At 29.5% G+C, this 23,151-nt stretch carries 24 protein-coding genes and 1 tRNA gene; 6 read left to right on the top strand and 19 right to left on the bottom strand.

Annotated elements, in window-relative coordinates:
• Positions 1-8 precede the first annotated feature (8 nt).
• Positions 9-851, top strand: a complete 843-nt coding sequence (locus N3Z17_RS06140; RefSeq protein ID WP_282471837.1) for a glycine--tRNA ligase subunit alpha — start codon at positions 9-11, stop codon at positions 849-851.
• A gap of 78 nt (positions 852-929) precedes the next feature.
• Here N3Z17_RS06140 and N3Z17_RS06145 read toward each other — a convergent pair whose 3' ends face one another.
• The 12 genes from N3Z17_RS06145 to N3Z17_RS06200 all read right to left on the bottom strand — a co-directional run bounded on the left by N3Z17_RS06145 (position 930) and on the right by N3Z17_RS06200 (position 7,658).
• Positions 930-1,268, bottom strand: coding sequence for a hypothetical protein (locus N3Z17_RS06145; protein ID WP_282471838.1), 339 nt, complete (start codon positions 1,266-1,268; stop codon positions 930-932).
• Positions 1,219-1,482 carry a hypothetical protein gene (locus tag N3Z17_RS06150; RefSeq protein ID WP_282471839.1) on the bottom strand — a complete coding sequence of 88 codons (264 nt, stop codon included), beginning with the start codon at positions 1,480-1,482 and terminating at the stop codon, positions 1,219-1,221. Before N3Z17_RS06150 ends, N3Z17_RS06145 begins: the two co-directional genes overlap by 50 nt.
• Positions 1,479-1,763 (bottom strand): hypothetical protein, encoded by a 285-nt coding sequence (locus N3Z17_RS06155; RefSeq protein ID WP_282471840.1) that lies wholly within the window; start codon positions 1,761-1,763, stop codon positions 1,479-1,481. The genes N3Z17_RS06150 and N3Z17_RS06155 overlap by 4 nt, the downstream gene beginning before the upstream one ends.
• Positions 1,764-1,861: 98 nt before the next feature.
• The gene (gene ybeY / locus N3Z17_RS06160; protein ID WP_282471841.1) at positions 1,862-2,434 is read right to left on the bottom strand and encodes an rRNA maturation RNase YbeY; all 573 of its coding nucleotides are present in this window, start codon (positions 2,432-2,434) and stop codon (positions 1,862-1,864) included.
• Between the two features lie 57 nt (positions 2,435-2,491).
• Positions 2,492-3,190: a phosphatase PAP2 family protein gene (locus tag N3Z17_RS06165; RefSeq protein ID WP_282471842.1), complete on the bottom strand. Its 699-nt coding sequence runs from the start codon at positions 3,188-3,190 to the stop codon at positions 2,492-2,494.
• Entirely contained in the window at positions 3,187-3,624 is a 438-nt protein-coding gene (locus tag N3Z17_RS06170) for a cytochrome c maturation protein CcmE (RefSeq protein ID WP_282471843.1), read from the bottom strand. Before N3Z17_RS06170 ends, N3Z17_RS06165 begins: the two co-directional genes overlap by 4 nt.
• A gap of 120 nt (positions 3,625-3,744) precedes the next feature.
• A complete protein-coding gene (rpoZ, locus tag N3Z17_RS06175) occupies positions 3,745-4,116 on the bottom strand; it encodes a DNA-directed RNA polymerase subunit omega (protein WP_282471844.1) in 372 nt (123 codons plus the stop codon).
• 9 nt (positions 4,117-4,125) lie between these two features.
• Positions 4,126-4,692, bottom strand: a complete 567-nt coding sequence (gene rplI / locus N3Z17_RS06180; protein WP_282471845.1) for a 50S ribosomal protein L9 — start codon at positions 4,690-4,692, stop codon at positions 4,126-4,128.
• An 18-nt stretch (positions 4,693-4,710) separates the two neighbouring features.
• Entirely contained in the window at positions 4,711-4,968 is a 258-nt protein-coding gene (gene rpsR / locus N3Z17_RS06185; protein ID WP_236869744.1) for a 30S ribosomal protein S18, read from the bottom strand.
• A gap of 11 nt (positions 4,969-4,979) precedes the next feature.
• Positions 4,980-5,318, bottom strand: a complete 339-nt coding sequence (gene rpsF / locus N3Z17_RS06190; protein WP_282471846.1) for a 30S ribosomal protein S6 — start codon at positions 5,316-5,318, stop codon at positions 4,980-4,982.
• Between the two features lie 79 nt (positions 5,319-5,397).
• The gene (locus N3Z17_RS06195; RefSeq protein ID WP_282471847.1) at positions 5,398-6,876 is read right to left on the bottom strand and encodes an AarF/UbiB family protein; all 1,479 of its coding nucleotides are present in this window, start codon (positions 6,874-6,876) and stop codon (positions 5,398-5,400) included.
• 2 nt (positions 6,877-6,878) lie between these two features.
• On the bottom strand, positions 6,879-7,658 hold the full coding sequence (locus tag N3Z17_RS06200) for a cytochrome c1 (RefSeq protein WP_282471848.1): 780 nt from the start codon (positions 7,656-7,658) through the stop codon (positions 6,879-6,881).
• Positions 7,659-8,012: 354 nt separating this feature from the next.
• Between N3Z17_RS06200 and N3Z17_RS06205 the strand changes: the two genes are divergently transcribed.
• From N3Z17_RS06205 to N3Z17_RS06220, 4 genes are all read left to right on the top strand, one after another.
• Complete coding sequence (locus tag N3Z17_RS06205) at positions 8,013-8,579, top strand: DUF5394 family protein (RefSeq protein ID WP_282471849.1); 567 nt, start codon at positions 8,013-8,015, stop codon at positions 8,577-8,579.
• A gap of 149 nt (positions 8,580-8,728) precedes the next feature.
• Positions 8,729-8,803: transfer RNA gene (locus tag N3Z17_RS06210), tRNA-Asn, on the top strand.
• A gap of 15 nt (positions 8,804-8,818) precedes the next feature.
• The gene (gene xth / locus N3Z17_RS06215) at positions 8,819-9,592 is read left to right on the top strand and encodes an exodeoxyribonuclease III (protein ID WP_282471850.1); all 774 of its coding nucleotides are present in this window, start codon (positions 8,819-8,821) and stop codon (positions 9,590-9,592) included.
• 406 nt (positions 9,593-9,998) lie between these two features.
• Complete coding sequence (locus tag N3Z17_RS06220; RefSeq protein WP_282471851.1) at positions 9,999-12,650, top strand: sodium:solute symporter family transporter; 2,652 nt, start codon at positions 9,999-10,001, stop codon at positions 12,648-12,650.
• A 1-nt stretch (position 12,651) separates the two neighbouring features.
• Here the strand turns inward: N3Z17_RS06220 and N3Z17_RS06225 are convergent, their stop codons facing one another.
• The 6 genes from N3Z17_RS06225 to dnaX all read right to left on the bottom strand — a co-directional run bounded on the left by N3Z17_RS06225 (position 12,652) and on the right by dnaX (position 18,151).
• Entirely contained in the window at positions 12,652-14,973 is a 2,322-nt protein-coding gene (locus N3Z17_RS06225; protein ID WP_282471852.1) for a heavy metal translocating P-type ATPase, read from the bottom strand.
• Between the two features lie 61 nt (positions 14,974-15,034).
• Positions 15,035-15,445, bottom strand: a complete 411-nt coding sequence (locus tag N3Z17_RS06230; RefSeq protein WP_282471853.1) for a Fur family transcriptional regulator — start codon at positions 15,443-15,445, stop codon at positions 15,035-15,037.
• Between the two features lie 5 nt (positions 15,446-15,450).
• Entirely contained in the window at positions 15,451-16,047 is a 597-nt protein-coding gene (gene yihA, locus N3Z17_RS06235; protein WP_282471854.1) for a ribosome biogenesis GTP-binding protein YihA/YsxC, read from the bottom strand.
• Positions 16,048-16,219: 172 nt separating this feature from the next.
• Positions 16,220-16,531, bottom strand: a complete 312-nt coding sequence (locus N3Z17_RS06240) for a YbaB/EbfC family nucleoid-associated protein (protein ID WP_282471855.1) — start codon at positions 16,529-16,531, stop codon at positions 16,220-16,222.
• A gap of 10 nt (positions 16,532-16,541) precedes the next feature.
• Positions 16,542-16,898 carry a hypothetical protein gene (locus N3Z17_RS06245; RefSeq protein ID WP_282472641.1) on the bottom strand — a complete coding sequence of 119 codons (357 nt, stop codon included), beginning with the start codon at positions 16,896-16,898 and terminating at the stop codon, positions 16,542-16,544.
• A 5-nt stretch (positions 16,899-16,903) separates the two neighbouring features.
• Entirely contained in the window at positions 16,904-18,151 is a 1,248-nt protein-coding gene (dnaX, locus tag N3Z17_RS06250; protein ID WP_282471856.1) for a DNA polymerase III subunit gamma/tau, read from the bottom strand.
• A gap of 344 nt (positions 18,152-18,495) precedes the next feature.
• On the opposite strand from dnaX, the gene alaS reads away from it, so the two are divergent.
• Complete coding sequence (alaS, locus tag N3Z17_RS06255; RefSeq protein WP_282471857.1) at positions 18,496-21,066, top strand: alanine--tRNA ligase; 2,571 nt, start codon at positions 18,496-18,498, stop codon at positions 21,064-21,066.
• Between the two features lie 93 nt (positions 21,067-21,159).
• On the opposite strand, the gene N3Z17_RS06260 is transcribed toward alaS, so the two are convergent.
• Positions 21,160-23,148, bottom strand: coding sequence for an MFS transporter (locus N3Z17_RS06260; protein ID WP_282471858.1), 1,989 nt, complete (start codon positions 23,146-23,148; stop codon positions 21,160-21,162).
• Positions 23,149-23,151: the final 3 nt, after the last annotated feature.

Consider the following 23,151-nt stretch of genomic DNA (forward strand, 5'->3'; position numbering starts at 1 on the left):
AAGTAAAAATGCATTTTCAGGATATAATATTTAAACTTCAAACTTATTGGAATCAGCAAGGTTGTGTGATACTTCAACCCTTAGATACTGAGGTAGGAGCTGGAACATCTCATCCTGCAACAATGCTAAAATCGCTCGACGATAAGGAGTGGAATGTTGCTTATGTACAGCCATGTAGAAGACCAACAGATGGTAGATATGGAGATAATCCAAATAGAATGCAACATTATTATCAGTTTCAGGTTCTGATGAAACCATCTCCTGATGATATACAAAAAAAGTGCCTAGATAGCCTAGAGCTTTTAGGAATAGATAATAAACTGCACGATATAAGATTTGTTCATAGCGATTGGGAAAATCCTACTCTTGGCGCATGGGGATTGGGATGGGAAGTATGGTGTAATGGCATGGAAATAATTCAATTTACCTACATGCAACAAGTTGGAGGAATCTCTTGTAAATTAATTCCTGGAGAAATAACATATGGGTTAGAAAGGTTAGCTATGTATATTCAAGATAAGGATAGTGTTTGGGATCTAACTTGGAATTCAAGCGGTGTTACTTATGGAGATATATTCTTATCTCAAGAAAAGGAGTTTTGTGAATTTAATTTTAATGCGGCAAATACTGAGATCTTAATTACACATTTTAAAGATTATGAAAAAATGGCTTTAGAACTCATAAATAAAAACCTCCTTTATCCTGCGTATGATTATTGTGTAAAATCCTCACATCTGTTTAATATTCTAGAAGCAAGAGGAGTACTAAGTGTAACTGAAAGGGCATCATATATAAGTAGAGTCAGAAACATTGCAAAAAGTTGCTGTATGAAATTTGCGGATAATCATTAAAATCCTACTATTACGTTTTTAAAAAGTCTTTTTACGTAAACATGGTTTAAAATGGATGCATTTAAAACAGTAAAAGATTCAAATCATCTTCCTGGCCCAAATATTTAAATTAATCCCATCTATTATTTCATCCACATCTTCATCACTCATCCAATAAAACAAATAGTGAAATTTAGTTAGATTATTATTAAATAATTTATATACCATTTCCTCCAATTGAACCTGCGTATAATCTTTGCTTTTTATATTTTCATGATTAATTTTTTTTTGAGTATTACTGTTTTTATTACAACAATAGAACATATGCTCATAAACCATATTGAAAATACCATTTAAACTATAGTCATTACTTCCTAAACTATAGTTACTACTTTTTTCCGTTTGCCGCTTTAAATAATTTTTTATATGAATCTCCATCCAAGTATCTTGATATCAAAAACAACTTTTTCACACTTAATCCTTCAATTACAATAGATCTATTTATAATGACTAAAGAATCATAAATAGCTTTTGGTATTTCACCTTTGAAAGAACTATAAATATCAAAGAACATTTGATAATTAATGATTGATAATTTTTCATGACTTGTTGTTACTGCATTGATAACAATTTGTTGAGCATTATTAGTCATTTTTCAAAATTACTATCTTTTATCGTACAATAAAGTGTCTGTATATCGATTCCACTTTCTATTAAAAATTCAATTATTTTAGTATTATTTGATTCTACAGCAACTAATTCTACATTCATAAAGCCAATTAATGGATGTTCAACCAAATTTAATAGATATTTAAAATCGCCTATATTTATATCTACATGGTTTACAATAATATTTTTCAATTTTTCATCAAATTCATTAAAAATCTTTATAACTTTTCCTGAGGTTAGTATGCTTAACTGGTTATTGCTCATAAGTTGATATATTGATTGAGCTCATTCTTGCAATGAGAAATAGATTAAATAAACTATCTGTCAATGATAAAAATTAAATTTTTTCTACCTTAAGAGATTTAAAGATTTTGCGAAACCATCTGGTCATTAAATTCAATAGGTTTATACTTATAGCCTACTTCATTCATTATTTTAATTTCTAATTTTTCCATAATCTCTGCTTCTTCATCTAAAATGTGATCATATCCAAACAGATGTAATAATCCATGAATTAGTATATGGGAAAAATATTCCTCAAAAGTCTTTTCCTGCTCCATACTTTCGCTCATTATTCTCTCAAAACTAATTGCTATATCACCTAAAAACATATAGTTATTAGAATCTAAAACACTATTTATAGTATCTTTTTGAATCTTATAGAAAGGAAATGACAATACATTTGTTGTACTGTCCTTATTTCTAAATTCTTTATTCAAATTATGAAGTCTTTCATCATCTGCTAATAACAACGATATCTCGACTGATTTATTTTCATAACCTCCACCTAAAACATTAACAACAACAGCTTTCATAACTTTTTTACAGTGCTCATGCACACTGAAATTCACTGATGTCCAATTTGACGATTTGACGGATATATCTATTAAAAACTCTTCTGAAGATGATATGGGTAAGGGGTCTGGATCCGACATATTATAATTTTACGTTGTCAAAAATTGTAACAGTACTTTTTGCATTTTTCAATTTAATTAATCAATACCTATATTATAAATTGATAATTTATATTTTTTACTACTGCATGCTTCAAAAAGTACCAAAATAAAGTAATATGTTATAATCATAAAACAAGCAGAAATAATAACATCACTCAAAAAATGTTTGCCTTGTATAATCCTTATAAAACCGAGTATTACAGTAAAAATAGAAGCGCCTAATATCATAAATCTCCTTCTTTTACCAACTTGTTCTAGGGAATATATCAAAAAAAGCATACCTATAGAAGTGTGAAAAGATACAAATGAACAATTGAATTTACATTGCTTTGAAACTTTAAATGCTGGTGAAAAAATTAAATCACCATTGAATTCTCTAATATTTGCAGGTCTTGCTCTTCCAAAATGATGCTTTGAATAAATTTGCACTATCATTAAGGAGCCTATAAAAAACACTAGCAATACTATTATTTGCGATTTAAAACTTTTAAAATTAAATGATTTAGTTTTTATAAAGGCTAGTAGGATCAATATAGAGTTATATGCAAGTAATAAAAATGCTAAAAAATATGCGGAATTGGCAATAAATTTTAGGATAAAATTATTAGCAAAATAAAATTTGCGCTTACTTTCCGAAAAAAATAATTTAGAAAATTCAATATCAATTTCAGGATAAGTAATAAAAATCATTGATATGATAGATATAAATGAAATTGAATATAGTAACTTCCTCATTTCAAGTTATTTATTTTGTTTTTATAATTATCAGGAATGTAATTTTCATCATGCTTAGCAAGCAATTCTTTTGCCTCAAATTGCCCCTCATTTCTATTAAATTTACCATATATTATAACATTTTGCCCTTCCTTAAAAAGGCTTGGCACCACTCCCTTATATATCGCTTTCATTTCTCGTTTATCATCATGAATCACGAATTCTACAACATCATTAATATATTTTATACTTTTTTCTTTTACAACACCGCCTACTCTAATAGGTTTTATATTGCCTTCAATATATGCATCATTTAATACAGTGGAGGGAGTTTTATATAATACAATATTATTATTAAAGGTATATAATAATATTGCCAAACCTACTGAGGTTACAATGAAAAAGAAAAAAATCACTATAATTCTTTGAGTCAAAAACCTATTTTTTAACTTCATCACCTTTTTTTAATTGTTTAGTAAAATACAACTTAATCAAAGGGAATAACAAAAAAACTAATGTTATTATTATAAAACTAAGATAAGCAAAAAATACATAGTGTTGAAAATAATCTTTCACTATTCCTGTATATCTTCCTCATTTTTAAATAATTGCTCACTCTGAGGCCCCTGTGATTCTTTTAATGACTCTATCTCAGCTAAAACCTCTTCATTAATCTGGTCAAAAGTTTTTTTATTAGTATTTGACTGCATCCTACTATCACCGTCAGTGAAAGTTTTTTTGACAATTGATTTTTCCAAATTCTCAATATTTAAAAGTCCTGCTGCAATCTCTCTCAATGCGACAATAGCTTCTTTATCTTTTTTAACATTATCAATCTGTGCAACAGCACCATGATTCAACTCTTTTCCTCTTTGTGCAGCAACAAGAATCAACTCAAACCTATTTGCCACATATTCATTACAATCCTCAATAGTAATCCGCGCCATAAATCTATATCAATTTTGTTCTATATTTTTTTTAGACGTTGCCTCAGTTTTATTATCAGATTCACTATCATCTGCATTTATCTCTTTGGTTCGTTTTTTTTCAGCTTCCAATGAATTTTTCGCTTCTTCTTTTGATCTAGCCACTACCAATCTCATTTTAGCATCAACTTCTGCATGCAATTCAACTGTTATATCATGAAAACCAATTTCTTTAATTTTTTCACCTAAAACAATACTTTCTAACGAAACTTCCACTTGAAATTCCGATTTTAAAATATTTGTAATATCTTTATTAGTTACCGAACCATATAGCTTTCCATCATCTCCAGCTTGCCTAATTACCACTAATGTCTTTCCATCAAGTAGCTTACTGCTCTTTGTAGCCAACTCACTTTTTTTAGCATTAGCTTTTTCAATTATCTCTTTTTCTGCTTCAAACTTCTCTTGATTTTCCTTTGTAAATCTAAGAGCTTTTTTACGTGTAAAAAGATAATTTCTAGCATAACCATCTTTAACATCGACTAGGTCTCCTATATTACCAAGCCTTTTAATTTTTTCTAGTAGCAGTACTTTCATAATAAATTCCTAAACCGATTATAAAACTGTATATGGCAACAAAGAAAGATGCCTTGCTGTTTGGATAGCTTTTCTGAGCAACCTCTGTTTTTTTGGCGAAATATTTGATATTCTAGATGGTATTATCTTACCCTTTTCTGAAATATGCTTTTTCAAAAGCTCTACATTTTTGTAGTTGATTAAGCTATTATTAACATCCTCTAGTGGACACGATTGTTTCTTTTGGGTTGATGAAGTTCTATTGAACAGTAGCGTATTAGGTATTAAATTTTCCATTGTCATTGCAATCAATCTTTTGTTTCACTTGGTGTTTGCATCATTAACGTAGGTCTATCATCAATGCTGTCGACCTTAATTGTTAAAAATTTTATTATATCTTCACTGACTTTAAAATCATTTTCAATCTTATTCACTACTTCAGGTGATGCATTAAGCCCTAGAAAAATGTAATGGCCTTTCTTATTTTTCTTTATTTCATAGGCCAAACTTCTAAGTCCCCAATACTCTTTTTTAACCACCTTACCGTTCATCTTTTCCACTAAATCCTTATATTTGTCAGCAAGCTTGTGTACATCTTGAGCTGGCAAATCCTGTCTTATTATGAGAGTGCATTCATAAAATCTCATTTATGCTCCAATAGTTGTTAAATATTTAAAGTTCACAAATATTGCACAAAACCATTATAACTGCAAGCTAATTATGAATTTATGATAAAAATTTATCATAAAACAAACCTAAAAATAAAATAGCATTAACAATTAACATAATAAGCGAAAATTTTAAGATATCTAAAGAACTATCGTTATCTTTTTCCTTAGTACTTTTAATATCTATCATCTCCTTAATTTTGCTAATAAATTTCTCTTGTTGCTTTTTTAATTTTAAAATTTTGCCCTTTCTTCCTAAATTCTCTTTTGCCCAATTTTTTATCCATGGACTTGCTAATTTCCACATATTAATTTCAGGGTTAAGATTGTAACTAGTCCCCTCAATTGTCAAAATTGTTTTATGCAATAATAGTAATTCAGGATGAATTTTAACTGAAAATTTTCTACTAATTTCAAATAATTGTTTTAATAACCTACCAAGAGACATTTCTTCCAATGATTTCCCAATAATTGGCTCTCCAATACTTATGCATGCTAATTCAAATTTGTATTCTGATTGATCTTTTGGAACAAATCCTGTTTTGAAATGTAAATCTTTTATTTTCTCATATTCCTTGTTTAGAAATCCATAAACTACCTCAGCTACAAATGTCTTTAACTCATAATCTAAATAACAAACTATTCCAAAATCTACTAGAGCTATATCACCATTTTTCATTATTATTATGTTTCCGGGATGTATATCAGCATGAAAAAATCCATCTCTACACGCTTGATTAAAAAATGTTACAGCTAATTTTTTGGTTATTTCTTCTAAATTATGTTTTGCATTTATCAATTCTTGTTTATCGCCAATTGACACACCATCTATCCATTCTGAGGTTAAGATATTTTTTGCAGTTAGCGACCAATGTATTTTTGGAATATATATACCCAAATCTCTTTTGCAATTTTCCTTAATTTTATTTGCCGCCGCTCCCTCAAGCCTTAAATCTAATTCAATTTCTGAGGCCTTTTTTAGGGTATTGATTATTTCATTGATCTTGATTTTTTTTTTATTTTTAAAAAATATATTTAATACAGATGATGCTGATTGAATAAAATTTAAATTATTTAAGTATTTTTTTTTAATTTTTGGTCTTAGAATTTTAACAGCAACAACTTCACCTTTTTTTGTTACAGCTTTATGAACCTGCGCTATAGAAGCAGCAGCAATACTTTGATCATCAAAGGAAGAAAACGCATCTTCAATATTTAAATTAAATTCCGATTTAAATATTTTCTTTACTTCATTAAAACTAAATGCTGGGAGCTTATCTTGTAATTTTGCTAATTTTGCTGTAATTTCTTCGCCCAGTACATCCGATCTAGTCGACATCACCTGCCCTAATTTTATAAAAGCAGGGCCCAGTTTTGGCAAAATTTTTGCCAATTTATTTCCTATTTCACCTTTTATTTTAGACCTTTTTGAAGCATCTTCACTTATTTTCAATAAAAATAGATACACACCTATATTGCTTTTAACCAGGATGAGTAATAGTTGAATGGAAAAATATATATTTTTAAAAATTTGCATATTTATTCAATTCTTTTCCAAATTCTTTTTTTAGCAATATAAAATAGTATTGTAAAAAATGATAAGAATATCAAAACTTTTATACCTAACGATTTTGATTCTTGCATTTCAGGTTCAGCAACCCATTGCAAAAAATTCACTATATCTTTAGCCATTTGATCAACAGTGGCTTTAGTTCCATCATCAAATTCTACTTGCCCTTCAGTATGAAGTGGCGGAGTCATAGCTAATTGCTCCCCTCCTGCCATAAAATATGGATTATAATACATATTTTCTCCCAGCTCAAAACCTGAAGGTGGATTACTATATCCAGTCAATAACGAATACACGTAATTAGCCCCATCATGCCTTGCCTTAATGATCAGCGATAAATCTAAGGGGTATGCTCCATTATTAGCAGCTCTTGCAGCTTTTTCATTTGGATATGGTCCTGGTATGATATCTGATAACCTGGCTGGTCTTTCGAACATCTCTCCTTCATCATTTGGCCCATCATTTACTTCATATTCAGAAGCTAAGGTCTTTATTTCCTCTTCACTAAATCCAATCTCCATTAAGTTTCTGAAGGCAACTCTTTTAATTGAATGACATGCAGAACAAACTTCTTTATATACCTTAAAGCCTCTTTGAATAGATTGTTTATCAAATTTACCAGTCATTCCATCAAACGACCATTTCATTTGTATTGGGTGCTTAGGTTCATCTGATGCATTTGATTCAATACAATTTACTTGTAGCAAAAGACTGATGCTAAAGGCAAATATCGCAAATTTTTTCATCATTGACGTGTTTATTAATTTTAAATCCTTTTGAAAAATCAATATATCAGTATTTATATCAAAAATGCACTTCTAACAAGTTTTAAATGATGAGGTGCTCAAAGAGGTATCTTGGAATTAAGATAGGTATTAAAGGATGCTGGATTGAGGATATTTTATTGAAAGTTTTATAGAAAAATAGACCATATTTAACACTTTTCCTACTTACTTCAGTGGAATTTTATTATGAATATAATCCTATTAGCTTAAGTTATATATCATAAGCAAATTAATATATGGTAAAAATGCAAAAAAATTGTAAATTTTACAAAAATTAGTGTAGGGTTTTAGTAAGTGAACTTATTAAGTATCTACCTTATGCAGGAATACAATGATACTAGGAAAATTGAAGACCTAGATCCAAGGGTACTTGCTGAAGCGATTGAGATAGCAAGAAAACTTCAAGCTAATGCTTCAGATGGTTCTATTATTTCCGAAGATATAACAAAGCATAAAGGCATTCTTGCCAAATTATTAGAATACTTGATATTGAATCAAAATAATCCAAATATGGATTTATCATTAATACAATTTTTGGAAAAAGCACTGGGTATAACTAAATCAAAGAAAAAGGATAAGGATAAAGAACTGGAAGAAGAAAAAGAAGAGGAGTTATCAGAAGAACAGAAGAAAATAAGATATCAACAAATTATGTATGAAGCATACAAAATTCTGAATCCTGAAAGAATAGCTGGAGAAACAAGTTTGGAAAATTTTCTTAGCAATGTCATTACAAGGGGCATAGAAGTAGCTAGAGAATATGATGGAGCACAATATGAAAATAATTTTTCCAAAAAAGAAATACAGGACCTTGATTCAAACAAGGAAAGTTTTGTTGACAAACTAAAATCATCAGGTCACAAAGGTGCTGGAAGAGGTTTATAAAAATATCAGGACAAATATATGTTCTATAACAAAAAATCTGCTCCATATTTAAAATTATAAAATCCCATAAAGTTGCAATGTGTACTTCAAAAAATAAAATTCTCCCTAGACTTTTTTAAAATACTATTATATATAACTTTATATGTCATTCCTCGGTAGCTCAGTGGTAGAGCAAACGGCTGTTAACCGTTCGGTCGCTGGTTCGAATCCGGCCCGGGGAGCCACTAATCAGAGGTTTAATGATTATTTGTTGGAATGTAAATTCGATATTTTCTAGATTTGATCATCTTGTTAATGTAATAAAAGAGCATAATCCAAAGGTAATACTTTTGCAGGAAATAAAGTGCACCAAGGAAAAATTCCCTTATCAAGAATTGAGTGATTTAGGATATAATATTACAATTTTTGGACAAAAAACATACAATGGTGTTGCTATTTTAAGTAAGTATCCACCAGAAGATATTATTGCAAAACTAGAAGGAATGGGAGAAAATCAGGAAGCTAGATATATAGAAAACACAATAGTTATAGAAAAAATATGCTATAAAATTATCTCAGTCTACATACCTAATGGCTCTGAAGTGGGATCGGAAAAATTCGCCTATAAATTAGATTTTTTTCAAAAATTACATGCCAGATTAGAATACTTAATGAAATATGAAAAAAACATAATAATTGGCGGTGATTTTAATGTGGCACCTGAGGCAATCGATGTTTACGATCCGAAACGAGCAGAAGGGAAGTTATTGTTTAATATAGAAGAACGAAAATGCTTTAGAAAACTGTTAGAAATCGGGTTTATAGATACATTTAGAGAATTTAATAATAATGTCCAACAATTTAGTTGGTGGGATTATAGAGCTGGTAGTTGGCAACATAATAAAGGTATGAGAATTGATCACATTTTAGTCTCTCCAGCAGTAGCCGATAAGATAGCAAGATCTGGAGTACTTACTGAGACAAGAGGATGGAATAGACCATCTGATCATGCACCTATATACATCAATTTTTAATGTCTATACCAATTACCTAAAATAACTTGATAGATAAATTAGTATTTTTTTACTTATAGATACTATTTTCAACATACAATAAGTCACTTCTTTCGTTTTTATAAGAATTTTTCAACCCAAGATGCACCTCATTTCAACAATTATTCAATAATTTTTTTATAATAATTTAACTTTTTTATTTATTTACTTCCCTAACACAATCAGCTTATTACAAAAGTTAAAATATTTAAAATTATCACGCTTTTCCTAATATCTATCAAAATGACTAAACAAAAATAACCATCAATTTCCAACCTTAATTAGGAATATTAATAAATTACATAAATCAACTTTATCACGAAAAGTATTTGCATTTTATTTAAAATTTTGATTTGCTACTAATACTTGTTTAAATAACTAAAAAATTATGGGAAAATTACATCATATAGACCTAGTCGTAATTGTATTTTATCTTTTGTTTATTACCGTATTGGGTTTATTGCAAGCTAAGAAGATTAAAAATATTGAACAGTATACTGTAGGCGATAGAAATTTCAGCACCTTTGCAATTGTGGCAACAATGTTTGCTACATACATTTCTGCACAATATATATTAGGAAAAACAGGTAAAGTTTATGAACAAGGTTTACTTTTCATATTGCCGTTTTTTATACAACCACTAGTTTGGATCACAACAAGCATGTACTTCAGCAAAAATCTTAAATATTTTAAAAATTCAATCTCCGTAGTTGATATAATGGAATCAGCATATAAAACAAGTGGTAAGTATGTAACAGCAATATCCTCGATCCTATTTTCAATAGCAGTACTAAGCGTTCAAACAACCGCTATTGCATATTTATTCCAACATTTTCTTGGCCTTTCATACGAGGTAGGTGCATTTATTGGGATAGGAGTAGTAACATTATATTCATCACTTGGTGGAGTAAGATCTGTGATTATAACAGATATATTTCAATTTTTAATTTTCTTTTTTATAATCCCAATAGCTTGTGGCTATGCTTATTTTAAATCTGGAGGTTACTATGCCATTATCAGTAAAATTCCAGAAACTCACAAACAGGTAGATTTCACATTTGATAATATCAGATACATCACAAGTCTGGTTCTATTATTCTTGATGCCTTTTATTGAGGCATCCTATTGCCAAAGATTATTGATAGCAAGGGATTCAAAGCAAATAAAAAACTCACTAAGGGTTATATTTTTATGCGCCTTCTTATTAACATTTTCAGTATGTATAATAGGCCTGATCGTAAAATCTGAATTTCCAGATATAGATAGTAATTTATCATTTTACTATTTTATCGACTATTCATTAACGGATGGTCTAAAGGGATTAATTATAGTTGGACTTTTAGCAGTAATTCAATCATCTGCAGATTCGTGGATTAATACTTCAAGTTCAATTATTGCCAAAGATATTATTAAACCATTTCTTAACAAACCAAGTGATAAACAGCTAGTGTTAATAGCTAAATTATCTTCTTTATTAGTAGCTGTCTGCGCGGTAACAATTGCGTTAATTAGCAAACAAATTTTAGAGTTAATATGGCTTGTAAACAACTTTAATTTTCCTGTGCTATTTGTTCCATTACTCTTAGCGTTAAAAAGGGTAAAAACCACAGAGTTTACTTTTATATTTTCTACAACTATTGCTCTAATTTTTGTTTTAATTGGTAGATATTACACTGGTGAATTCGATATTGAAAGTTCGATGATTGGAGTTTTTGGAAGTGGATTGGGCTTTTATATAGCCCATCAATACCAAATTAAAAAAGGTATTATTGAAGTATCAAAAAATGAAGTGTTTAAAATTAATTTAAGACAATATATCAGTGATGCTCTTAACAACATCATTGATATTCAACATAAAATAACTTTTAACAAATCGTTATTATACATTATATCGCTGTTAATTATGTTCATTAACATCCCGGTACTTATATTCGGTTATTCCTCATTTACTGATATTGCCAATATTATCACACAATTATTGCGATATGCTACATTATTTTTAAGTGTATTATTAATCTTGCACGAGCTGTTAAACGCTGACAAACATCCTATTTTATTGTGGCATTTACTTTTACTACTAGCTTTCCCCCTAACAAGTGCCTACATGCTCTTTGCGAGTAATTACACAATTATCTGGGGATTAAATTACTGCATCTCAGCAATCGGATTATTCGTATTAACTAATCTATATTATGCTTGGATTTTAATAATTATCGGTACACTAATGGCTGTTATGCTCATTTTAGCATGTAAATTGTTATCCCAATCAGAAACTATACTTAATATTCAAATGGATACTGTATTTTTCCCACTGTACTCCTCAATCCTATTATTAATAGTATTAATATTTATTGTATACTCTAAGTTTAGAGAGGAAAAAATAAAGCAACATTCTCTTGAAATTTTAGGTCGATCCCTGGCCCATGATGTTAGCGCACCACTGACGATTGGAATAACAATAAGTCATCTAATCAAAAATGCCCTAAAAAATAAAAAATTTGAATTAATCTCTGATTATGTTGATAATTTAGAGCAGTGTAATGCGCAAGCGATACAAGATATCGATATAATGTTAAGTAGCATAAAAGTGGATAATAATGTTAAACCTAAGGATTGGGGCACTTATTCATTAGATATGTGTATAATTGAAGCACTAAATAATTTTCAAATGACTAAAGATAGCAAACAAAGAATTAAATATATTAGTAAAAAAGATGGAGATTTTAAATTTACTGGCTCACCAACATTGGTACGCCATATAATATTTAATTTGCTTAAAAATGCATTAAAATATGCTGGCCATGAGGCAGAAATAGAAATATACATCAAGAAAAATCAGTTGCATATAAAGGATAATGGTCACGGAATCGATAACAAAATTATGAAGCTATTATTTCAAAAAAACATTACAACTGATGGCTATGGAGTAGGACTTAATTTTTGCAAACAGGCAATGCTCAAAATGCATGGAGACATTATATGTGAAAGCAAAAAGGGGGTTGGTACAGAATTTATTTTAAGCTTTAATAACAGAAATTAGGCTAATCTTGTTTGATTCTAAATCTGAGGGAATTAAGTATTACTGTCAGAGAGGAAATTGACATAAAAATAGCAGCAATTATCGGATTGACCTTACCCATCATCGCTAATGGGACTGCTAGACAGTTATAAATTATAGACAAAGTAAAATTTTGTTTTATTAATTTGACGTTTAATTTTGAGGCTTTAAATATCATTAAAATACTTAGTAAATTTCCATTATAAATTGCATCCGATACATCCTGGGAAATTGCAATGGAAGTTTTAGGTGAAATTGATGCATATGAGCCTTTTAATGCAACAGAATCATTAAGACCATCTCCTATCATTAACACTTTCTTTCCACACTCTGACAGCTCCTGTATGAAATGGTACTTTTGCTCATAATTTTTTTCACCAAAATAATTTTTGATATCTAACTCTTCAGCTACCTTCTTTACATTATATTTTTTATCTCCTGAAAGTAAAAATACCTCATATTTTGATTGCAAAGATTGCACAACCTGCTTAGCCTCACTTCTAAGTTTATCTTTAAAAATTAGCCTTTTTGGTATGTCATTACCTTTTTTGAACCAAACCTCTAAATAATTATCCTCATTTTTCTGATCTCCTACATTACACCACAGTTTATTACCTAACCAAATTTCACTATTTTGATATTTTGTATATACCCCTCTTCCTTTTATTTCTTTTATGTCCAAATCTAAAATTGGAGCTTTGTAATTTTTCACAATAGCCTTACATAAAATATGTGCACTCTTTGAAGCCATAGATGCTATAAACAACTTTTCTTGATCATTAAATTCATCAAAATTTAATAACATAGGTTCACCATGCGTCAATGTCCCTGTTTTATCAAAAACAATCGTATCAACCAAATTAGCCCGTTCTAAAAAATCTGACTTTTTAATAAATATACCCTGTTTTATCAACTTAGAAAAAGCTATGATCTGAACCATGGGAACTGCAAGACCAACAGCACAAGGACATGTGATAATTAAAAGTGTAACAGCATTTAACGTAGCATTTATCACGCCAGTTTTTAACCAAATAATGAATGTGATAAGTGCCAGAAATATAATAGCTGGAGTAAAATACTGGGATAATTTATCTGCAATTTTAACAAATTTTGATTTATTTTTTTCAATATTTTCTACAAGCCTAACTATTTCAGATAATGTGGTTTTTTCACCTGCATTTTTGGCTTTTATTTTTAGAGTATTATTGAGATTAATCGTCCCTGCATAAACTAAACAATCCTTCTTTGTGATTATTGAATTGCTTTCACCAGATATTATGCTGTTGTCCACTTCGCTTTCACCTTCCACTACCACTCCATCTACAGGAAATTTTTCCCCCGCCCTAACTAACACTAAATCATTTTGCTTTACTGATTTTGCAGATACACTTATTATGCCACCATCTTTTATTATATTTGCAACGCTCGGCTGCTGAAACATAATGTTTCTTATATTAGATTTTGCATTATTTCTTGCTTTTAAGTCCAGATATCTCCCAACAAGCAATAAAAATGTCAAACTTGCTGAAGCATCGTAATAAACATATTCGCTCATTCTTATGGTTTCCTGAACACTGATTAAAAGCGTTGCTATGATACTAATTGAAATAGGAACATCAATATTTGTTCTGCCATTTCTTAAAGCTTTATATGAGGAAATCATAAAAATTCTAGAAGAATATATTATGGATGGTATTCCAATAACACCTGATACTATATGAAATATATATCTAAGATATTCTCCCATACTGTGATTATAGTTACCAATCCACACTGCAAATGCAAAAGCCATAATTTGAGCTGATGCAAACCCTGAAACGGCAATGGCTTTCAATAATTCTTTTTCTTTAAGTGTCTCTTGGCCATCTAATAATTTAATATCATAGGGTGAAATTTGATACCCTAAATTTAGAACCAAATTTGTTATCTCATTCACATTTATCACCTCACCTTTCCATACAATTTCCAACCTCCTAGTAGAAAGCGAAAATTTCACCGAGCTGACATAGTCTAGCGATTGCAGTGAATTTTCAATTAACCATACACAAGAACCACATACAATACCATCAACCAACAAATGAATTGTGAACTCTCCTTGCTTACCATGGATCACTTCATCAATAAAATTAATTTTATTCTCAAATCCCGAAGCCTTCGGGGGAGATGTATTGTAAATGTTTCTACAATACTTATAATAATCTTTCAGATGTAATGTATTAATAAGATAATTTGCACTTTTACAACCAACACAACAAAATTTTTCATTTGTTATAACCGGTTGATTACAATGCAAACAATTTTTCATATTCTACGCTAAAACTTAAGTATTTATATACCCATATTTAGCGCCTAAATTCAATTAATATTTATTTTTTGATAGAAACTCCATATAGCTCAAGTTTTGAGTTAATTAATTTATAACCCAATTCTCTCGCAATTTTTTCTTTAAGCTTTTCTAAATCTTTATTTTTGAATTCTACAATGTTTCCAGTTTCAATATCTACCAGATGAAAATGTTCATTAGCTTTTTTAAATTCTTCATATCTTGCCTTACCTTCTCCAATTTCAAGTTTTTTAATAAGACCATATTGCTCAAAGAGATTAAGAGTCCTGTAAATAGTTGCTAAACTAATTTTTGAATCTATCTTATTAGCCCTAAAATATAACTCTTCTACATCTGGATGATCTGTAGAATTAGACAAAACCTCTGCAATTATCTTCCTTTGACTTGTTAATTTTAAATTTTTTTCTATACAAGCTTTTTCAATATTGTTCATAAGCACTAGATATTTTGAATTATTTTTTCTTTCAATTTCTTTATACCAAATCCTTTAAGACAACTGGTAAACATCGCTCCCTCTATAAAATCAAAATTATTAATCATTCTATCAACCGAATCATTTAAATCTTGAAGTTCTAACTTTTTGAGTTTATCAATTTTATTAAATACTAGTAACATACTCGTACCTATACTTTTAAAAAAATTCAACAACATTTCATCCTCTTGATCTATACCGCGCCTAGAATCAATTATAAATACTAATTTTTTTAAATTTTCTTTCCTTAATAAGTAATCTTCAATTAAATCACTTAGATTTTCTACTACATGCTTAGCTCTTTTTGCATATCCGTGCCCAGGCAAATCAACCAACATCAATTTGTCTCCAAGCTTAAAATAATTTATTTTTATTGTACTACCAGGAGAATTTGATGTTCTTACTAAATTTTTTCTATTTACTAAGGAATTAATCAAGCTAGATTTACCAACATTTGACCTTCCTAAAAATGCTATTTCAGGCAAATTCGATTTCGGGTATTTTCCCTTTTCATTAACGCTATAAAAAAAAATACATTCTTTTTGAAATAAATCCGCCTTCATGTAAAATAGTAGCCTATAAATTATAGCGAAATTCTAGCATTAATTTAACACAATGCACATGATAATTTTAAAACGCTATCTCAATTCTTATTTAATACAAATTCATGTTCTTAAGGCAAATTCGATTTTAGTAGTTGTTTTAGGCACAATACATAACAAGCATTTTTTATTATTACATCATTCCTTTTAGTATATCAGGAGAGATACCCAATTTACTCATCTCTTCATTGCTATATTGCTCTGAATTTTGTTTTGCATTGTTGAATGCAGCAACAATTAAATCCTCTATTATTTCTGTATCATCAGGATTTACAATACTTTTATCAATTTTAACCTTTTTTACCTCTCCCTTTCCTGTAGTTATAATGGTAACAGCTCCGCCACCCGCAGTACCTGTAATTTCTTTTGCATCCATAATTTTTTGCAATTCCTGCATTTTTTTCTGCATTGATTGAGCTTGCTTCATCATTTGTTGAATATTCATAAATACTTACTTATTTGTTATCAATATTGGATAATTTAATAGCATCAATTTCTATTTCTGAAAAGCTTTTAAGTGTTTTTTGAACTAATTCATGATTTATAACTTCTTGCTTTCTTTTTTCAAAACTCATATTTTCCTGCTCACCGTAATTTATCCCTTTTTTTAAATTATCACTTTCAATCACCCAATTAAAACCCGTTACAGAAATTAACTTTGCTTTTATATCTTGTTTGCTAATGTTGTTATTTTTGACTTCTTGAATTTTTATATAACCTTCCTTAAACTCAATAATTGATAAGTCATTTTTAATAATATGAAGCAACATCATTTCCATCTTCTCTTCTAAAAAAAGAAATAACTCCTCAATACTACTTAAATTAAAAAGTTTTTTTTTACGTCCTGTGAGACATTAGGTTGAGTAATTTTTGAGCTCCCATCACTATCATCACCTAATGATTTCAAAATCTCCTCAGGAGTAATAGTAAGATTTACGTAAATCATCTTAATGATGGTCATTTCAAGTGAAAGCATTTCATTATATGAAATCCTCATATCAACAAAAGCTTTATTCAATATTTGCCAAAATCTTGTTAAAATTATTATTGATGTTTTTTCTGCTATAAAATTGCATTTTTGCAATTCAAAATCAGACATAATCAGATTTTTAGCATCACCTATTTTACAAAGACTAATCTTGTATGAAATTTCAATTAACTCTTGTAAAATCATAAATGGCTCAGCTCCTTTGGTATATAAACCTCTTGCAATACTTAAAGCATCATTTAACTTTCCTGTTAATACTAGATCAAATAAATCGTAAACATACTCTAGACTAATAATGCCTAGCATTTGAGTTATTGACTCCAAATCTATAATGCTCTCCTTACACGTAAGTATAGCTTGATCCAAAAGAGATAAACCATCTCTAGCCGAACCCCCAGCAGCTTTTGAAATCAACATTGAGGCCCTTTCATTAATCTCAAAACCTTCTTTTTTAGCAATACTTTGTAAATAATTGGCCAATTCTTCAATGGTTAATCTATGTAAATCAAATCTTTGACATCTTGATATAACTGTTAACGGTATTTTTTTTATTTCTGTTGTTGCCAAAACAAATTTTACGTGCTCTGGCGGTTCTTCCAAAGTTTTTAATAAAGCATTAAAAGCACTATTAGACAACATATGAACCTCATCGATGATATATACCTTATATCTGGCTGTAATGGGTTTATATTTAGCATTTTCTATAATTTCTCTAATATCTGCAACTCCTGTGTTGCTTGCTGCATCTATCTCTAAAACATCCTGATGTCTACTTTCCTCAATTGACACACAATTTTTACAAGTTAAGCATGGTTCAAAAGTAGGTTTGTTATCTTCATTTTTGGTGCAATTTAATGCTTTTGATAATATTCTTGCGAACGTTGTTTTGCCAACACCCCTTATTCCTGTCAATATATAGGCATGATGAATTTTATTATTATCGATAGAATTTTTGATTATTCTAGTAACGTGTGATTGAGAAATTATATCACCAAATACTTTCGGCCTATATTTTCTCGCCAATACCTTGTATTCTAGATTCTCATCATCTTTCTTTTCAAATAAGTTATCTTGCATAATACAGACACATAAATTTAAACATATATAAGTTGAATTTTAATACAAGTTTGATAATAAAGAAAAATTTACAAAAGTACACAAGCTAATTGTATAATTTTAAGAGCTCATTAAATCTATGGCTGTAGACAATGAATTTTTTTTTATGGAACTATTTCTTTTAAACAATTTTATATTCTAATGAAAAAGTTCAGCTACTACAGTGTTACTGGGCTTTTTTATTTTTTTTCCATAGATTGTAGACAGGATCTTAATTCACAGTTATATTAATTATTGGCTTTTCTGTTTACCTAAAACACAGATTATATTATATTCTGGCTAACTGAAATTATCGCCGTTTGCAAATGTTACTTAATGATATTAGAGAATCTTTTTTAAATTATTTTCAAAAAAATAATCATAAAATTTTAGCTTCCTCTACTCTGATTCCACACAATGACCCTACCCTTTTATTTACTAATTCAGGTATGGTTCAATTTAAAAATCAATTTACAGGTAAAGAAAAAATAGAATATCCAAGGGTTGCCACTTCTCAAAAATGTATTCGTGCAGGCGGAAAGCACAACGATCTTGAAAATGTTGGATTTACCGCTAGACACCATACATTTTTTGAAATGCTGGGTAATTTTTCATTCGGAGATTATTTTAAAGAAAAAGCAATATTTTATGCGTGGGAATATTTAACTAAAGAGTTACAAATAGATAAGAAAAAACTATATATCACAGTATATCATGAAGATATTGAAGCACTGAACTTATGGAAAAAAATTAGTAACTTCAGTGATGACAAAATAATTAAAATTAAAACAAATGATAATTTTTGGTCAATGGGAGACGTAGGTCCATGTGGACCATGTTCAGAAATTTTTTATGATCACGGAGAAAAATATTTTGGAGGACTTCCAGGAACAAAAGATGAAAATGGTGACAGGTACGTTGAGATATGGAATTTAGTTTTTATGCAATATGAAAAATTAAAATCTGGTGATCAAATCAATCTTCCAAAACCTTCAATAGACACAGGCATGGGTCTAGAAAGAATTAGCGCTGTTATGCAAGGAGTGAATGACAATTATGACACAGATTTATTTAAGAAATTAATAAATGCAATAATTGAACTTACTGGTAATAACCAAAAAATTGTTTCTAATAAAGTAATAGCTGACCATATTCGTTCTTCATGTTTTTTAATTGCGGATGGAGTTTTACCATCAAATGAAGGCAGAGGATATGTTTTAAGAAGAATAATGAGAAGAGCAATGAGGCATGTTCACAACATAGAGTATGACAATAATTTATTGTCAAAAATAGCTCCCATTTTTATTAGTGAAATGAAAAGCTCCTACCCTGAATTATTAGAAGCAAGAGATTTGATAATCTCAACTTTGAATATGGAAGAGGAACGCTTTAAAAATACCTTAAAAAATGGCTTAAAGTATTTAAATGAGGAGATAGATTATCTGCCTAAAGATGGTATTTTGAGTGGAATAAAAGCATTTAAATTATACGATACTTATGGTTTTCCACTTGATTTAACGGTTGATATTTTGAAAGAAAGAAATTTACAACTTGACCATCAAGGTTTTGAAACTGCCATGCAAGAACAAAAGATTAGAGCTAAAGCTAATTGGAGTGGCAGTGGAGAAATAGGAATTTCGCCTATTTGGTATGATATATATGATAAATTTGGAAGTACCGAATTTATAAGAAAGGAGAATGCTAATTTTGTAGGAAAAATTCAAGCAATCATAGTAAATGATAAATCAGTAGGATTTGCAAATGATGGAGAGAAAGCTGTAATTATCACTGATCAAACACCGTTTTATGCAGAATGTGGTGGGCAGATTGGAGATAAGGGTTTAATCAACAATAGTAAAATTTATGATACAAAACTATTTGTAGGAAAAATACATGGACATTTCGTTCATTTATCGGAAAAATTAAATGTGGGAGATGAAGTAAAATTATTAGTAAATTATGAATTAAGAAACAAGATTAAAGCTAATCATTCAGCCACTCACCTTTTACATTTTGCTCTAAGGAATAATTTGGGAAAACATGTAGTTCAAAAGGGTTCCTTAGTAAATGATGAAAAATTAAGATTTGATTTTACACATAACAAAGGTTTGACCAAAGCGGAGCTAATAGAAGTAGAAAAATTGGTGAACACCATGATCATTGCAAATAAAAGGATCTCAACCAACTTAATGAATATTGATAATGCAAAGAAATGTGGCGCAATGGCACTTTTTGGTGAAAAATATGACGATGAGGTTAGGGTTATTTCAATGGGGGATTCAATTGAGTTATGTGGCGGTACTCATGCAAATTATACTGGAGAGATAGGGTTATTTGCAATATCATCTGAAGAGTCAATTGCTGCAGGTGTTAGAAGAATTGAAGCGTTAACCGGCATTAAAGCGCTAGATTATTTTAGAAACAAAGCTGATAAAACTGAAGAAATTGTACAATTGCTAAGATGTAAAGAAGAAAATATAGTTAACGATGTATCTAATTTGCAAAATCAAATCAAGAGTTTAACAAAGATTAATGAGCAATGCAAAAATGAATTACTACTTCTCAGACTAGAAGAAATTAGTGTAAATGATAACAAAATTTTGTTATTAAAATTGAATGAGCAGAAAGTAGACCTCAAAAGTATTTATGATAGCCTTAAAAACAATGCCAAATCTGTTATAGTATTAATTAATACGGATAAATCTAACAATAAAACTTCTCTTCTAATCGGCGTCTCAAAAGATATATTACCTCAATATAATGCCAAAGAATTGCTTCAAAAATGTTTTGATATTATTGATGGAAATGGAGGTGGAAATTCTGATTTTGCCCAAGCCAGCGGTAAAAATATAAATGTAGAAGAAAAAATCCTTAATATTGTTAAAAATTCACTATAAATAATCACATGGCATGGGTATTACCCTCGAAAATTTTGATTTTTCTTTACAATAAGTATTTTAAGGTGCATGCAGATGATCACAACTCCGTTCTTATTTTCTTTTTAAAATACGGTAGCATAGTTGGAATATGTTATTTTCAAGTCGCAATTTATCATGTATGCCTAACTTATCTCCAATAATACTAATTAATCTTATAAAAATATTATTAGTTTCTTCGGCCATCTTTTTTTGCTTTTCTGGCGATAGACCTTCTATAGTTTCCAAATTATGCTTTCTATCCATTTTTTTTATGAACAAGGCTTCATAATCATTTAGCGCTTGTAATTTTTTTATTGTTTGTTCAAAAGATAGAATGACTTTTTTACCATCTTCTATTCTTTTTTTTGTTAGTCTATCAACAATTTGCGCAATACGAGTGTTAAATTCATTTTTTATTAATTCAATATCACAACCACTATCCTCAACTACATCATGCAATATGGCTGCAACAATTACATCTGTTTTGCAGTAATATTCTGCTACCATGCCTGCTACTGCCAATGGGTGAAAATAAGAAGGATGATCTCCTGTTTTTCTCATTTTTGTACCATGCCACTTTTTTGCAAATATAACAGCTTTCTCTATTAGCTTCATATTTAATTTTTTATCTTCTTGTTTACTAATAATTTTTAATTTATCTAATAATTCTAATTTATATTGACAATCACCTTTAAAAGGGTTATAGTCATCACCTAAATCATACTCATAATCTTCCTCTTTTATTGCTGTATCATCATGCGGTAGGTCTTCATTTGGATAATTATAATAAGCCCCTCGCTTTATTTCTAGGTTTTTAAAATAGTAAACTCCCCAAAAATAACCAATAACAACTGGGCTAAGTAAGAACCACAATCCGTAATAGCCAAAATAGTCAATTAATGGTATAGACCCAAAAGACACCATTATATACGATATTGGATGTGCTATCCCCACTATCACAGATATTGTAGTAAACCGATTAGCAATGGAAATATACCTGTATTGTATGGAATCTAGAATTCCCCATGTAGAAAGACCAAAAGACATAACTAAGCATTGCAAACAGAGCAAAGTAAATAAGCTTGTAGTATTATGAATCCAATAAGGAATGAATGGTAATAATATTACAAAAATTAAAATACTGACTAGCGCCGTTTTAATAGGATGTATTTTTTTAGCAAGAAAAGAGAGGAATAACATCAATATTGCTAAAAAAATGCTCACTTTAAGATTTTGAGATATAACTCCTTCAGAAGTTAATTGAAAAACTTTTCTTGAATAAAAATCACCCAATAGTACATATGAGGTATAAAAACATACTGGATAATGAAATTCAGTAAAAAAATAAGCCAAGATAGTTAATTTGCTATCTTTTTCGTTATTTAATTTTTTATTGTTAGTTTGCAAATCATAATTGTTAGTTCGTAATTTATGATTCATAAACTCTCGTGTTTCTTTTAACTTAGTTCTTGATAAAACTCCAAAAACTGCAATACCAGCTCCAATAACAAAAATCCATCTCCAATTTCCCTCCATGGAAAGCACTACTGATGCAATTACTAAAGCAAAAAACCCTCCCATAATCTCTGAAACTCCAATCATGCCAGAAATGAAAGATTTATAAGGTTGCTTTAACATCTCCGCTATATATAATTGCACTCCTACAATCTCTCCCATGGAAGATACGCCTTGGAGCATTCTACATACAATCATGATTATGGTAGCCGTTATCCCAATTTCTTCATATGTAGGAGTAATTGCAATTAATATGCATGAACATGCCATTATAAAAGTGCTAATTATAATAGTAAATTTTCTACCCATAGTATCACCAATTCTACCTATTATGAATCCACCTATTGGTCTGAGACAATAAGTTAAACAAAATGTTGTTGCAATAAGTAGTTTGGTAGTTAATGGATCAGTTTTTGGAAAAAACAATTCGTTAAGCAATACCGACAGATGAATATACAACATCAGGTCAAAATATTCTAAAAAAGTCCCTATTAAAAGTAACCCAACAGCCTCTTTTTGTTTTTTCGTTAATTTAGTATTTGCCATTTT

It is taken from the genome of Candidatus Bandiella numerosa, assembly GCF_029981845.1.
In the GTDB taxonomy this organism is placed as follows: Bacteria; Pseudomonadota; Alphaproteobacteria; order Rickettsiales; family Midichloriaceae; genus Aquirickettsia; species Aquirickettsia numerosa.